Genomic DNA, 14,886 nt, shown 5'->3' on the forward strand with positions numbered 1-14,886 from the left:
TATGACAAAAATAGGAATTTTCGAGGGGAGGGCATAAAAAATGTCTAAAAAATACGGGCAGTGACAAAAAATTAGACACCGATTGTCAAAAAATTAGACACTTCGATTTTAGGAGAATATCGTATCTTGTTGTGAATGAGTGTGATAACTTTTTGGCACGGTATTTGAATAGGATTTGGCAGATAAACGATTACGATATGAACAAAAAGAATTTATTACACATCACGCTTTTCCTTCTTTCCGGTTGGATGGGACTGGAAGCTACGGCGCAGGAGGTCTGGAATGTAGACCGTTGCATGAGCTATGCGGTGGCGCACAACCGTACTGTCCGTCAGCGGGAACTGGAGGCCGACAATGCCCGGATGGACCGTATGAAAGCCATTGGCAGTTTCTTGCCGGGAGTGAGTGCAAGTACTGGCATACAATATAATTTCGGTCGTTCGGTAGACCCGGAGACCAATACCTACAACACCGTGTCTACTTTCAACAATGCCTATTCCATGGAAGCCTCCATGCCGATTTTCCGTGGCGGAGGACTGGTGAACGAGGTACGCCGCTCGAAAGCTGCCTGGTTGATGGGCAAAGCTGCCTGGCAGGAATCCAAAGATAACACTGCATTGGAAACCTTCCAGGCGTATATTGATGCGTTGTATTGCTACGGTACTCTGCGGCTGGCCCGCAAGAAACTGGTGGAAAGCGATTCATTGCTGTATAAGACCCGCCGTCAGGAAGAGCTGGGACTGAAAGGGCTGGCCGATGTGGCTCAGATGGAAGCCCAGCAGGCCACCGACAGTTACAACCTGACACACCAGCGGAATCTGTACGAAACGGCCTTGCTGACCTTGAAGCAGAAAATGAATTTTCCGGCAAACGATACGTTGCAACTGGATACGGCTGTACTCGACACACAGACACTTCATTATATTCAACTGACTCAGGAGCAGGCGGACGATGTGTTCCGCATCGCCCTGAATGTCAATCCTACCCTGCGTCAGGCGGAGCTGAATGCGAAGGTAGCCGATATGCGCCGCAAGATTTCCTGGGCCGATGTGGTACCGTCCATTACCTTGTTCGGCGGCATTTCCAGTTCTTATTATAAGGAATTGCATTCCACCTCCTATCCGAATTTCCGCACCCAGTTCAACAATAACTTCGGTTCCTATGTGGGTATCAGTATGAGTATTCCTATCTTTAACCGTCTTTCGGGAGTGACCGGGTTGCGGCAGGCAAGAAACAATTACCGCATTGCATGCGAGCAGTACGAGTCGCAGAAGGAAGAATTGCAGAAACTGGTGCTTCAGGCCGTACAGGACCGGGAAGGGTATTTGAAAGAGAGTATCCAGATGGAGAAGAAAGTCAACTCCGATTCACTGGCCTATCATGTCACCCGCCGGAAATACGAAGAAGGATTGATGACCTCACTCGATGTGCAGAACAATGCGGCCACTTTGCTCGAAAGCGAGACCAAGCTGTTGCAAAGCAAGCTGACCTACCTGATGAAATGCCGTCTGGTAGACTATTATAAAGGAGAAGAAATTATTCGCGGGCTAGAAGAAACCGCTAAAAAAGATTGATAAAAAACGACGAGATTATGGATATACAGTTAGAAAAGAAAAAAGGAATCCAGAAGAAACACCTTCCTTATATCGCAGGAGGAGTGGTTGTACTTCTGTTGTTGGGTTGGATTATTTTCGGCAATCATGCTTCTACGCTGAAAGTCGACGGCAAGTCGCTGAACATTGCCGATGTGACCTATGGAAAGTTTAATGATTATATCCGGGTGAACGGACAGGTGCAGCCGATTTCCGTGGTACAGCTCAGCCCCGAAGAAGGAGGTATCGTGCAGGAGAAGGTGGTGGAAGAAGGAGCGCACGTGAAGAAAGGCGATGTGATTCTCCGTTTGAGCAACTCCAACCTGGACTTGCAGATTCTGAATGCGGAATCTGAACTGGCAGAGAAACAGAACCTGCTCCGTAACACGCAGGTCACCATGCAGCAGGACAAGCTGAACAACGAAACGGAGAAGGTACAGCTCGACATTGATACCCGCCGCAAGCAGCGTACGTACCAGCAATACCAGCGCTTGTACAAGGAACGGCTCATCAGCCGCGAGGAATACCTCCAGGCCAAGGAAGACTACGAAGTGGCTCAGAAGAAGCACAAGCTGATTATGGAACGTCTGGCGCAGGATTCCATCTACCGCAACATCCAGATGGACCAGATGGAAGATAACTTGCAGAACATGCGCAAGAACGTCTTGCTGATTCGTGAGCGGAAAGACAAGCTGGAAGTGCGGGCTACCATCGACGGAGAACTGGGACTGCTGGATGCGGAACTGGGACAGAATATCAACGCCGGACAGATGGTGGGACAGATTAACGACTTGTCGGACTACAAGATTGAGGCCATGATTGACGAACACTACATCGACCGTGTGACCAACGGATTGCCGGCTACTTTTGAACGTCAGGGTTCTTCGTTCAACCTGAAAGTTCGCAAGGTGTATCCCGAGGTGCGCGACGGACGTTTCCGTACCGATTTCATTTTCCAGGGCAAACGTCCGGAGAACATCCGTAGCGGACAGACCTACTACATCGACCTGCAGCTGGGTGAGCCTACCGAAAGCGTGCTGATTCCGAAGGGTACCTTCTTCCAGGTGACCGGAGGCAACTGGATTTTCGTGGTCGACAAGGATGGGAAGAAAGCCTATCGTCGTAAAATCCGTATCGGGCGGCAGAACCCCCAGTATTACGAGGTGCTGGAAGGACTGGAAAAAGGCGAACGGGTCATCATTTCCGGATATGAGAGTTACAAAGACAATGAAATATTGGTGTTAAACTAAAAAATAAATCATTATGAAAAAGATAGCAAGTATATTCGTGGGTTTGGTAATGGTATTTTTGTGTGCAACCTGTATCAGTGCCAAAGGCAGTTCGGAAGACAAAGTCAGTGAAACCCGTAGTGTGAGTGCTTTCCATTCCATTGAACTGGAAAGTGTAGCCAGCGTGTATTTCACCCAGTCGAACACTTATTCACTTCGTGTGGAAGGTGAAAAGAAATGGGTAAATCAGACAAAGTGTACGGTGAAAGACGGAGTTTTGTTGATTACGTGGGCGGAAAAAGGGAAGAAGACCACCAAGAACGTGAACGGACTCTCCATCTATATCAGTGCCCCCGATTTGCAGAAAGTTATTTTTGAAGGAGTCGGCTCGTTCAATTGCAAGTCCCGTCTGAGCCTGAAGGATGTGAAGTTTGATATACAGGGAGTAGGCAGCCTGAATGTGGCCGATTTGCATGCCCGAAACGTAAAAATCACTTTGGAAGGAGTAGGCAATGGCGAACTGACGGTGGATTGTGACCGGCTGGATGCCAGTGTGGAAGGTGTCGGCAGTCTCACCCTGAGTGGAAAAGCCCGGTCGGCTCATATTTCCAAAGATGGCATCGGCAGTGTTTCTACCCGTCGGTTGAAAGTCGGTGAATAAAACTTTGCCATCACATAATAAACACGTAACAACTTATGAACACACTTTTCAGAAATTTTTCGCATACTTTCCGGCGTTTCTTTACGGCCAGCGTATTGAACCTGCTGGGGTTGAGTATTGCGTTTGCCGCCTGCTTTGTCATCCTGACGCAGGTGGACTACGACTATAACTACAACAAAGCCTATCCGGCACACGACCGTATTTATCGGGTGGAAGTGAATGCCGGCGGAGATTACGGCTGGCAAATCTGGCTGGCCCGTCCCTTCTGTGAACTGGTAGGAGCTTCTTCTCCCCATATACAGGCCATTTCAGTGACTTCATTGTCCAACTATTCCTCCGATTTTGAGGTAGACGAACACATCTATTCAGAACTCTGGTTTACCGGATTTGGGGATTACTTGGAGGTATTCCAGCCTACTATGGTATGCGGTACGACCGCTTCCCTGAATGAACCCGGCCAGGCCCTGATTTCGGCGTCCATGGCCCGTCGTTTTTTCGGTACTACAGATGCCATTGGCAAGACGATTTATATAGACCGTAAATCCCGTAACCAGCCCTTGGTGATAGGAGGAGTCTATCAGGACATGCCGGAGAATTCCCAGTTGGGTAACTGTGTGTTCTCTTGTTTCCGTTCGGATTTGAACAAAGATTCCTGGACGAACTGGAATTATACCCTGTATATCCGGCTCGATAATCCGGCTTCATTGGCCGATGTGGAGCGGTCAGTCATTGAAAGCTGCAAGCAGAATATTCCCAAAGACCGGATTAGCGGAGAAGAAGACTGGGAGGATTTCATTCATTTTACGCCGTTGGACGAAGTACATTATTCCACGGTAGGCAACAAGGCGGCTACCAGCAAGGCCGCTGTGTACCTGTTGTTGTGTGTGTCGGTACTGATTCTGCTGACGGCGGCAGTCAACTACATGAACTTTTCGCTGGCAGAAACTCCCATGCGGTTGCGTTCCATCAATACCCAGAAGGTGTTGGGTGCTTCCACTTTCTCCTTGCGGATGTATCTGCTGTTAGAATCCGTATGGGTTTGTGTGTGTGGCTTCCTGTTGTCTTTGCTTTGGCTCTATCTGCTGAAAGGCACTTCTTTGAGTACTTTGGTGGCATCCGACCTTTCTCTGATGTCCCATCCGGGTTTGGTGATGGCTTTGGGCGGAGTTGCCGTGTGCATGGGCTTGCTGGCCGGAGCTTATCCTTCTTACTACGTCACTTCTTTCCCGCCGGCATTGGTGTTGAAAGGTTCGTTCGGCCTTTCTCCGAAGGGCAAGATGCTGCGTACGTTTCTGGTTTGCTTCCAGTTCTTCGTCTCTTTCATGCTGATTATCTCCGTGGGTATCATGTACCTGCAGAGCCGTTATATCCAGCGTAGCGACTATGGTTATGACAAGGAGGTCGTATTGGTGGGAGAGATTCCTGGTGAGTATCTCAATCGCCGGGAAGCGATTGTCAGTGAATTGTCCGGTATTTCGGGCGTAGAAGGCATTTCGATTTCCCAGTTCGTGTTAAGTTCGTCCGATAACTACATGTCGTGGGGAAGAGGAAGTGGGGAACGTGCCATCAATATGGTCTGTTTCCCGGTGGACTACCGTTACTTGTCGGTGATGGGAATCAAGATAACTGAAGGACGTGATTTCAAACCGGGCGACGGAGATGTGTATATCTTCAACGAAGCAGCTCGGAAGAAATATCCTTGGATGAGAGTAGATGAACCGGCTGTCCCTGAGGATTATCCAGTGATCGGATTCTGTGAGAATATCCGTTTCAGTAGCTTCCGAAACAACGATGCCGTAGAGCCGATGGCCTTCTTTATTTACGGAAAAGATTATGCAGATTGGGATGCGAACAGCATCTTGAACATCCGGGTGGCTTCGGGAGTAGACAAAGTGGACATGCTTCATCGCTTGACAGAGACCGCAGAAAAGATAGCTCCGGGGCGTGACTTCAAGTTTCGTTTCATGGATGAGGTGATTGACCAGAATTACCATCGGGAACTGCGTTTCACCCGTCAGATTCTGTTGTTTTCCTTGATTGCCATTGTGCTCAGCATGATTGGTGTGTTCGGGCTTACCTTGTTTGAGAGTGAATACCGCCGCAAGGAAATCGGTATCCGGAAGATTTTGGGAAGCTCTACCGGTGAAATCCTCTATATGTTCACCAAGCGTTATTTCGTCATGCTGGTGGCCTGCTTCGTGCTGGCAGCTCCTTTCGGCTGGTGGATAGGTCACGACTGGCTGGAAAGTTTCTCTGACAAGACGCCTATCCGTGCTTGGGTATTTGTAGCTTCTTTCCTGTTGGTCAGCCTCATTACGGTGCTGACCGTGACGTTCCAGTGCTGGAAGAATGCCAATGAAAATCCTGTGCGGAGCATCAAGACCGAATGACAACTTCAAACCCTAAAATACGATGAAAGGACTGAAAACCTATTTTACTTATCTCCAGCGCAACAAACTGTTCACGTTGGTTAATGTGGCGGGACTGGGCATCTCCCTGATGTTCGTGCTGCTCATTGCCAACATGGTCGTGCGACAGGTCACCGTGGGCGATGATATAAAGGATATCAATCACATTTATGTCCTGTCGAACGAGAGCTATTTCGCCGGAAATTACCTGGTGGGCGAACGCTTGGCCAGCCGCTATCCGGAAATGGCCGACTGGTGTGCCGTCAACTCCGAAGCCTACAAGTCGGGGACTTATGCGACGGTCGACGACCGGAAAACCAATCTGGAGATTTATTGTGTGAAGGAAAATTTCTTCCGTTTCTTTGGCTATTCTCTGTTGTCGGGAAATCCGGACCAGGCGCTGGTCGATGCACACAGCATCGTACTGACAGAATCGGGGGCCCGCAAGCTGTTTGGAGAGGAACCTGCGGAAGGGAAGAGGATTCATTTGTCGAACGATCGAAAAGGCGTGTACACGGTGACGGGTGTCATGAAAGATTTCAACAACTCGCTGATTCCCGATGGAGTGGAAGCCATTTTACCCTTTGAATATGTGGATTTTGTGAACTGGGGAAGCAGCAAAAACAACCCGGACATGAACAATGTGGGAGGAACTGCCATCCTGGTACGTTTTCCGCAGGGAACAGACCCAAACCGGAAGAATGCCGACATGCGCTCTTTCTTTGCTACGTTTTTCTGGCCTTATCAGCACGACGTGTTTCACGAGGCATTCTGGACCTCGTTGAAAGAAGTGCATTTTGCTTCCATTCCCAGTCCGCAGTTCCAGCAATACAACCTGACGCGGGTGTGGATTTTTCTGGCAGCCGGTAGCTTGATTCTGCTGATGGCGGTGTTCAATTATGTCAGCATGTGCGTGGCACAAGTGAGCTACCGGGCCAAGGAAATGGCTACCCGCCGGCTGTTGGGTTCTTCGGAGCGCAGCATCTTCTGGCGTTTGATGGGCGAATCGGCCCTGTTTACGGTGGGCGCTTTCCTGCTGGCCTTGGTGCTGGCCAAGTTGGTGGAGCCGACCGCGAGCGACGTGTTGCAGACCCGGCTGGACCTCTTTGGCGATATGGGGTGGATGACCGTACTGGTTTACCTGGTGGGGATTGCCCTGCTTTCGCTGGTGGCCGGACTGGTTCCTGCCGTCCTGCTTTCTCACTATCATCCGTTGGATGTGGTGAAAGGTACTTTCCGACGGAAGACCAAAGCCGTGTATCTCCGGATTTTGTATGTGGTACAGAGCGGACTTACCGTGGCCATGCTGACGTGCGCCCTCTACCTGTCCGTGCAGATTTACCGTATCTTGCATGAACCCATGGGCTATACCTACGGGCATGTGCTCGACTATCCGGCGTTGGTGGCTGGTTCCAGAGAGAAGATTCGTCTTTTCCGCGATGAGGCCCGGAAGAAACCTTTTGTGAAGAAGGTCTGTCTGACACAAGGGGTGCCTTTGAACGGAGGCAACAACAACACGATACAGATGTACGATGCGCACAACCGACAGAAGAGCATCAGTTTTCAGGTATTCCGTACGGATTCCGCCTTTTTGGACATCTTCCATATCCGTTTGCTGGACGACCGGAAACTGTCGCAAGCTAAGATGTATTTCTCTGAAAGTACATTCGACTCCCTGCAACTGGCCTATGACCGTACTCCTGCCTTGCACGATATTGACGCTCGCTCGTACATGGTAGGCGGACGATATGTAGACTTCAAGTTCCGGTCTGTACTCGACCCGCAGTCGCCCACCTTCCTTTTGGTGGAACATCCTGACAGCCTGTGGGCTTGGAATGTGGTGGTCGAGACCATCGACGGTGATTTGCCGGCCTATAAGAAAGAACTCGACGCCTTGTATTCAGAAATCATTGACGGAGCACCTTTTGAGTCGAAGTGGTATGGCGATGAGATGCGTGAGAAATACCAGGATTTGTGGCATCTGCATACCCTCATCGTGGCCTTTACCTGTGCCGCCTTGTTGATATCCCTGCTGGGACTGACGGCCATGAGCATTTATTTCATCAGCCAGCGCAAACGCGATATTGCCATTCGGAAGGTATTCGGTTCCAGTGCAGGCATGGAACGGGCACGACTGCTTCGTTTCTCCTTGTTGTCGTTGCTGGTAGGAGTGGTATGTGCGGTTCCCCTTTCCTGGTTTGGTGTGCAACAGATTGACCACATCCTGCACTATTCGCCGATGACGATGTGGGGTGTGTTTGGAGTTGCCTTCCTGCTGGTAGCCCTGATATCCTTGGGTTCCGTGTGTCTCATCAGTTGGAAAGCCGTCCGCGAAAATCCGGTGAACAACATCAAGACCGAATGATATTTCAATGTGTGTAAGTCTATAACCCATCGGGGCTTCCGGTTGCTGCCGGAAGCCCCGATTTATTTTCTTAGAGCCGTGCCCCGACTCTGGCCCAGTTGACCAGTCCCCAGAAAGCTTCAATGTAGGCCGCCCGGCGGTTGCGGTAATCAATGTAATACGCATGTTCCCATACATCGATGACCAGCAACGGTTTCAGCCCCTTTTTGAGTGGATTTCCGGCATTCGGTTCACTGACGATGGACAAGTGTCCGTCTTTGTCGCTTGCCAGCCAGGTCCATCCGGAGCCGAACAGTGTGGTAGCCGCCTGTGTGAACTTTTCCTTGAAGGCTTCTACCGACCCGAAGTCGCGTGCCAGTGCGTCGGCCAGTGGTTGAGGCATCTCCGGCTGATGCGGAGTCAGTGTGTCGAAGAAAAACGTGTGGTTCCACGTCTGGGCCGCGTTGTTGAACATCGGCCCTTCTGCCTCCAGCACAATCTGTTGCAGGCTTTTTTCTTCAAACGGCGTACCGGCAATCAGCTTGTTGAGGTTGTCAATGTACGTTTGCAAATGCTTTCCGTAATGATATTCCAAGGTTTCTTTACTCATTTTCGGTGCCAGCTCATCCAGTTGGTACGGAAGTGCAGGAAGTGAATGTTTCATTGTCTTTTTGATTTAAAGGTGGATAATTTATCTGCTTTATGACAATAACCGGATAAAATGTCTGAGCAATTGTCATATTTGCTTCTAATTTACTATAAAAATCGGGATTTGGATAGAAAAAGTGTGACGAATATTCGGCTTTTTTAGTGGAAATCGTAATTTCGCAAACAGATTAGGTTGATTTTTATAATATTAAGGTTAAAATTACTATGTGTGGAATTGTAGGTTATATCGGTAGGCGGAAAGCCTGGCCGATATTGGTGGAAGGCCTGAAGCGTCTGGAGTATCGCGGATACGACAGTGCCGGAGTGGCCTTGATGAGCGACACTCATCAGTTGAATGTGTATAAATCCGTGGGAAAGGTAGCCGATCTGGAACGAAGGGCTGAGGGGCAGGACGTGTCCGGCTGCGTGGGAATAGCCCATACGCGATGGGCCACTCACGGCGAACCCAGTACGGTGAATGCCCATCCGCACTGTAGCCAGAACGGTGATCTGGCGTTGGTGCACAACGGAATTATCGAGAACTATGCCGTATTGAAAGAGAAATTGCAGCGTAAAGGCTGTACGTTCAAGAGCAGTACCGATACTGAAGTGCTGGTGCAGTTGATTGGCTATATCCAACAACAGGGTAATCTGGATTTGCTGACTGCGGTACAGTTGGCTTTGCGGGAAGTCATCGGGGCCTACGCCATTGCCGTGGTCGACCGCAAACGTCCCGACGAGATTATCGCCGCCCGCAAGAGCAGCCCCTTGGTCGTCGGAGTGGGACAAGGCGAATTTTTCCTGGCTTCCGATGCCACTCCCATGGTGGCCTATACTGATCAGGTGGTGTATCTTGCCGATGAAGAGATTGCCGTGCTGCGGCCAGATGCTCCCTTGAAAATTGTCGACTTGCACAATGTGGAATGTCCGCACGAGGCGCAGACGGTGGCCTTGAATATTGGGCAGTTGGAGAAAGGGGGATTTCCTCATTTCATGCTGAAAGAGATTTTCGACCAGCCTGACTGTATCAGCGACTGTATGCGTGGCCGGGTGAATCCGGATGCTTGTACGGTGACGCTTTCCGCTGTCACGAACCACAAAGACCGTTTGCTCCGGGCCGGGAGGTTGATCATCGTGGCTTGTGGCACTTCCTGGCATGCGGGACTCATTGGCAAACAGTTGCTCGAAAGTGTCTGTCGTATTCCGGTGGAAGTGGAATATGCTTCCGAGTTCCGTTACCGCAATCCCGTGATCCATACCGATGACGTGGTAATTGCCATCTCCCAGAGCGGGGAAACGGCCGACACACTGGCTGCCATCGAACTGGCCAAATCGCAGGGAGCCTTTATCTATGGTATCTGTAACGTGGTCGGTTCCTCCATCGCCCGTGCCACGGATACCGGTTCTTATATCCATGTGGGCCCTGAAATCGGTGTGGCTTCCACCAAAGCTTTCACCGGTCAGGTGACGGTGCTTACCCTGCTGGCCTTGGCTTTAGGTCGTGAAAAAGGTACGCTTCCGGAAGCGGAGTATCATCGGGTAGTGAAGGAGCTGGTGGCTATACCGGAAAAGATGCGCATGGTGTTGAAACAGAATCCTTTTATTGCCGACTTCTCGAAGATGTTTACTTATGCCCGTAATTTCATTTACCTGGGGCGCGGCTATGCTTTCCCCGTAGCTCTGGAAGGCGCCTTGAAGTTGAAGGAAATCTCTTATATCCATGCCGAAGGCTATCCGGCAGCCGAGATGAAGCACGGTCCCATAGCCCTGATTGATGCCGAGATGCCCGTAGTCATCGTGGCGACCCAATCGGCCTTGTATGAAAAAGTGCTGAGTAACATCCAGGAAATCAAGGCCCGCAAGGGTAGAGTAGTGGCTGTAGTCACCGAAGGGGATACGGTTATCCGCCACTTGGCCGATTACTGTATCGAACTGCCAGTCACATTGGAATGTTTGGATCCGCTCATCACTTCCATTCCCTTGCAGTTGCTGGCGTATCACATTGCTGTGTGTCGTGGAATGGATGTGGATCAGCCTCGAAACCTAGCTAAATCGGTAACAGTGGAATAATTGCATCTATTTCCCTGAAACTCTTTGCATTAAAGGTAAAATGCAGGAGAATATTCTCTGTCCCACACTGTGAAATACAAAAACCACAGTGTGGGATATATATTTCACACTGTGGGATACAAATCCCAAACTGTGGAACAGAGAATATATAAAGTTATTTAGAAGAATATATAAAGGGAAAATGAGGAATAAGTAGTAGGAATAGGAAAGGATGACTGTAAGCATATTATTTCCCGTAATGTCCCTTTGCAGAAATCACTATAACAGTCACTATTTCTTCTTCAATTGTATAGATAAGACGGTTGAATTTGTCTATTCTTCTACTCCAAAATCCGGATAAATTGCCTTTCAGGGCTTCCACTTGTCCTGTTCCTGTAGTAGGGTGTTCTGCCAGTTCAATGAGTAAATTCTTTATCTTCTCAATAGTTGCTTTATTCCCAGATTTCTTTAATTCTTCTATATCTTTGACTGCTTTACGTTCCAGTTGGATGGTGTATGCCATATCAGAGGTTATTTATAAAATTAGTAATCTCTTCTGCTGAACGTAAGGTGATTTTATCTTTACCTTTATTTTCTTTATATGCCTTCGCCCGTTTCTCAATTTCGGCTAAATTGTCGGAATCTGTAAAATACTCGTCATCGCTTGGACTTGGATTGGAAATTTCAATCTTTAAAGTCTCAGCTTTTGAAATCAGTAGGCTTTCGATAAAAGCTTTTAGACTTTTACCTTGTGCAGCGGCCATAATTGACAATTTCTGTAAGGTATCAACTGGTAAATCAATGTTCTTTCTTTTCTTTGGTAATGTAATTGCAGCCATAACTTTCAAGTTTTAAAGGTTTTGTGCAAAGATAATAAATGTATATAATATATACAATGTATATAGGGAAATGATGATTTTCTCGAACGTAATTCATAATTACTGGTTGATAAATAAGAAGAAAGCTGGATTTTTCTCACCCGTACAGATATTTTCCTTATCTTCAAGGTCAAAACCGTACGCTATGAATGACGAAACTTATCGGCTGTTGCTATATGGCATGTCTGTATTGGCAGTAGTAGTCTTTGTGTCACTGTATTTCGTGAAAGCCGGTTACGGCATGTTCCGCACCCGCTCATGGGGATGGTCTGTTCCCAACAAAGTTGGCTGGGTATGTATGGAGGCCCCGGCATTTCTGGTGATGGGGATAGGAGCCTGGAAAGGAGGCGTCAACTTATATACGCCGCAGGCCGTGTTCGTGGGCTTGTTCTTGTTGCATTATTTTCAGCGTTCGTTTGTTTTTCCGTTGCTGATGAAGGGAAAGAGCCGGATGCCGCTGGCTATTATGGCGATGGGAATACTTTTCAACGTAATCAATGCTACATTGTTGGTGGCCAGTTTCTTCAGCTGTGCCGTACCCGGAAAGTATGAACCGGTGACTTATTGGTCGCATCCTTTGCCTTGGGTAGGAGTCGTGGCCTTTTTCATAGGAATGGCCATCAATCTCCAGGCAGACCATGTGATTCGGAACCTGCGTAAGCCGGGCGATACGCGGCATTACTTGCCGGAGAAAGTTTTCTACCGCTATGTGACTTCGGCCAATTATTTCGGGGAACTGGTGGAATGGACCGGATTTGCCTTGCTGACCGCCTCGCCTGCGGCTTGGGTATTTGTCTGGTGGACGGCCGCCAATTTGGTGCCTCGTGCCGATGCCATTTATAAACGCTACTGTGAGGAGTTCGGGCGACAGGCAGTGGGAAATCGAAAAAGAATTATACCTTATATATATTAGGAAAAGGAGGAGAGATGGATTCACTTTTATTTACGCCGGTTACTTTGGGACCGCTGACGTTGCGTAACCGTACCATCCGGTCGGCGGCCTTCGAAAGCATGTGTCCGGGAAATGTACCTTCGGAGCAGTTGTTGGACTATCACCGTTCGGTGGCTGCCGGAGGGGTGGGGATGACGACGGTGGCGTATGCTGCCGTGACCCGTAGCGGACTTTCGTTCGACCGGCAGTTGTGGATGAGGCCGGAGATTGTACCGGGGTTGCGCTGGCTGACGGATGCCGTACATGCCGAAGGAGCTGCGGCAAGCATCCAGTTGGGGCATTGTGGCAACATGTCACACAAAAGCATTTGTGGTTGTCTGCCGGTAGGAGCAAGCAGTGGATTTAATTTGTATTCCCCCACCTTTGTGCGCGGGCTTCGGGCCGATGAATTGCCGGAGATGGCCAAGGCTTACGGACAGGCGGTGTGTCTGGCACGTGAAGCCGGCTTTGATGCCGTAGAAATTCATGCCGGACATGGCTATCTCATCAGCCAGTTTCTTTCGCCTGCTACCAACCACCGGAAGGATGAGTTCGGAGGCTCGCTGGAGAATCGGATGCGTTTCATGGAAATGGTGATGGAGGAAGTGATGAAAGCGGCCGGAAGTGACATGGCGGTGTTGGTCAAGATGAACATGCGCGACGGGTTCCGTGGAGGCATGGAACTGGATGAATCCTTGCAGGTGGCAAAGAAGCTGCAGGAACTGGGTGCGCATGCACTGGTGCTGAGTGGCGGATTTGTCAGTAAGGCGCCGATGTATGTGATGCGTGGGGAGATGCCTATCCGTACCATGACGTATTACATGACTTGCTGGTGGTTGAAATACGGAGTGCGACTGGTGGGAAAATATATGATTCCTTCCGTACCTTTCCGTGAGGCCTATTTTCTGGAAGATGCTTTGAAGTTTCGTGAGGCACTGGATATGCCGCTGGTATATGTAGGAGGACTGGTGGCCCGAAAGAAAATAGACGAGGTGTTGAATCACGGATTTGAAGCGGTGCAGATGGGACGTGCCCTGCTCAATGAACCGGATTTCGTGAACCGTATGCGGCGGGAAGAGAATGCACGTTGCAACTGCCGTCACAGTAATTATTGCATTGCCCGCATGTACACCCTGGACATGGCTTGTCATCAGCATCTGAAGGAAGAATTGCCTCCCTGTCTGAAGAAAGAAATTGAACGGATTGAAAGCAAGGGATAAGATGGAACGGAAACTGGCAGTAATTACGGGGGCCGACGGGGGAATGGGGACGGAAATCACCCGGGCAGTGGCATTGGCCGGTTATCGGGTGGTGATGGCGTGCTGTAACCTGGAGAAGGCGGAAATGAAGAAAGCACAGTTGGTAAAGGATACGGGGAATACGGACATTGAAGTGGAATTTATCGACTTGGCTTCGTTGGCTTCCGTGGCCGCTTTTGCGGAAAAGATTTGCGCTCGTGGAGAGAAACTGACGCTGTTGATGAACAATGCGGGAACGATGGAAACCGGACGGCACTACACAGAAGATGGATTGGAACGTACGGTGAGCGTGAATTATGTGGGGCCTTATCTGCTGACGCGTAAACTGCTCCCGTTGATGGGAGAGGGAAGCCGGGTGGTGAACATGGTGTCGTGTACGTATGCCGTTGGTCGGTTGGATTTCCCGGATTTTTTCTACCAGGGAAAGAAAGGAAGTTTCTGGCGTATTCCAGTGTACAGCAACACCAAACTGGCATTGACTTTGTTCACGCTGGAACTGGCCGACCGTGTGAAAGAGAAGGGAATTGTGGTCAACGCAGCCGATCCGGGGATTGTGTCGACCGACATCATCACCATGCATTTATGGTTTGACCCTTTGACGGATATCTTTTTCCGGCCTTTTATCCGGACACCCCGTCAGGGAGCCGCTACGGCAGTCGGACTTTTACTGGAGGAAGACGCAGGGAAGCGTACCGGTACACTGAATGTGAGCGGACATCCGGTGCGGCTGTCGAAGAAATATCTTCCTCATATGCAGCAAAAGGAATTGTGGAACCGCACGGAAGAGATTGTCCGGAAATGGCTGTAGAGGATATGCTATAAAAGAAACGAGGCTGTCTCAAAATGAATTGAGATGGCCTCTGTCGTTTCATATCAGACTGAAGTCG

12 protein-coding genes are annotated in these 14,886 nt (G+C 49.5%); 9 read left to right on the forward strand and 3 right to left on the reverse strand.

Going from position 1 to position 14,886, the window contains the following annotated elements; translation table 11 throughout:
* Positions 1-197 precede the first annotated feature (197 nt).
* From BQ7480_RS03220 to BQ7480_RS03240, 5 genes are read left to right on the forward strand one after another with little or no spacing between them, the layout of a single operon-like run.
* Positions 198-1,574 carry a TolC family protein gene (locus tag BQ7480_RS03220; RefSeq protein WP_083581744.1) on the forward strand — a complete coding sequence of 459 codons (1,377 nt, stop codon included), beginning with the start codon at positions 198-200 and terminating at the stop codon, positions 1,572-1,574.
* A gap of 17 nt (positions 1,575-1,591) precedes the next feature.
* Positions 1,592-2,842, forward strand: a complete 1,251-nt coding sequence (locus BQ7480_RS03225; RefSeq protein ID WP_072543877.1) for an efflux RND transporter periplasmic adaptor subunit — start codon at positions 1,592-1,594, stop codon at positions 2,840-2,842.
* A gap of 13 nt (positions 2,843-2,855) precedes the next feature.
* Positions 2,856-3,482: a GIN domain-containing protein gene (locus BQ7480_RS03230; RefSeq protein ID WP_072541698.1), complete on the forward strand. Its 627-nt coding sequence runs from the start codon at positions 2,856-2,858 to the stop codon at positions 3,480-3,482.
* Positions 3,483-3,517: 35 nt separating this feature from the next.
* Entirely contained in the window at positions 3,518-5,872 is a 2,355-nt protein-coding gene (locus tag BQ7480_RS03235; RefSeq protein ID WP_072541699.1) for an ABC transporter permease, read from the forward strand.
* A gap of 22 nt (positions 5,873-5,894) precedes the next feature.
* Positions 5,895-8,255, forward strand: coding sequence for an ABC transporter permease (locus BQ7480_RS03240; RefSeq protein ID WP_235816629.1), 2,361 nt, complete (start codon positions 5,895-5,897; stop codon positions 8,253-8,255).
* Between the two features lie 70 nt (positions 8,256-8,325).
* Here the strand turns inward: BQ7480_RS03240 and BQ7480_RS03245 are convergent, their stop codons facing one another.
* Complete coding sequence (locus BQ7480_RS03245) at positions 8,326-8,898, reverse strand: superoxide dismutase (protein WP_072541700.1); 573 nt, start codon at positions 8,896-8,898, stop codon at positions 8,326-8,328.
* A gap of 209 nt (positions 8,899-9,107) precedes the next feature.
* Here BQ7480_RS03245 and glmS point away from each other — a divergent pair, with 209 nt between their 5' ends.
* A complete protein-coding gene (gene glmS, locus BQ7480_RS03250; protein WP_072541701.1) occupies positions 9,108-10,952 on the forward strand; it encodes a glutamine--fructose-6-phosphate transaminase (isomerizing) in 1,845 nt (614 codons plus the stop codon).
* Positions 10,953-11,178: 226 nt separating this feature from the next.
* On the opposite strand, the gene BQ7480_RS03255 is transcribed toward glmS, so the two are convergent.
* Positions 11,179-11,454 carry a Txe/YoeB family addiction module toxin gene (locus BQ7480_RS03255; protein WP_072541702.1) on the reverse strand — a complete coding sequence of 92 codons (276 nt, stop codon included), beginning with the start codon at positions 11,452-11,454 and terminating at the stop codon, positions 11,179-11,181.
* Position 11,455: 1 nt separating this feature from the next.
* The gene (locus BQ7480_RS03260) at positions 11,456-11,770 is read right to left on the reverse strand and encodes a hypothetical protein (RefSeq protein ID WP_072541703.1); all 315 of its coding nucleotides are present in this window, start codon (positions 11,768-11,770) and stop codon (positions 11,456-11,458) included.
* Between the two features lie 184 nt (positions 11,771-11,954).
* Here BQ7480_RS03260 and BQ7480_RS03265 point away from each other — a divergent pair, with 184 nt between their 5' ends.
* From BQ7480_RS03265 to BQ7480_RS03275, 3 genes are read left to right on the forward strand one after another with little or no spacing between them, the layout of a single operon-like run.
* Positions 11,955-12,722, forward strand: a complete 768-nt coding sequence (locus BQ7480_RS03265) for a DUF1295 domain-containing protein (protein WP_072541704.1) — start codon at positions 11,955-11,957, stop codon at positions 12,720-12,722.
* 14 nt (positions 12,723-12,736) lie between these two features.
* Entirely contained in the window at positions 12,737-13,960 is a 1,224-nt protein-coding gene (locus BQ7480_RS03270) for an NADH:flavin oxidoreductase (RefSeq protein WP_072541705.1), read from the forward strand.
* Position 13,961: 1 nt separating this feature from the next.
* Positions 13,962-14,807: an SDR family oxidoreductase gene (locus BQ7480_RS03275; RefSeq protein WP_072541706.1), complete on the forward strand. Its 846-nt coding sequence runs from the start codon at positions 13,962-13,964 to the stop codon at positions 14,805-14,807.
* The last annotated feature ends 79 nt before the right edge of the window (positions 14,808-14,886 follow it).

Origin of the sequence: Bacteroides mediterraneensis (assembly GCF_900128455.1) — a bacterium.
GTDB classification, from domain to species: domain Bacteria; phylum Bacteroidota; class Bacteroidia; order Bacteroidales; family Bacteroidaceae; genus Phocaeicola; species Phocaeicola mediterraneensis.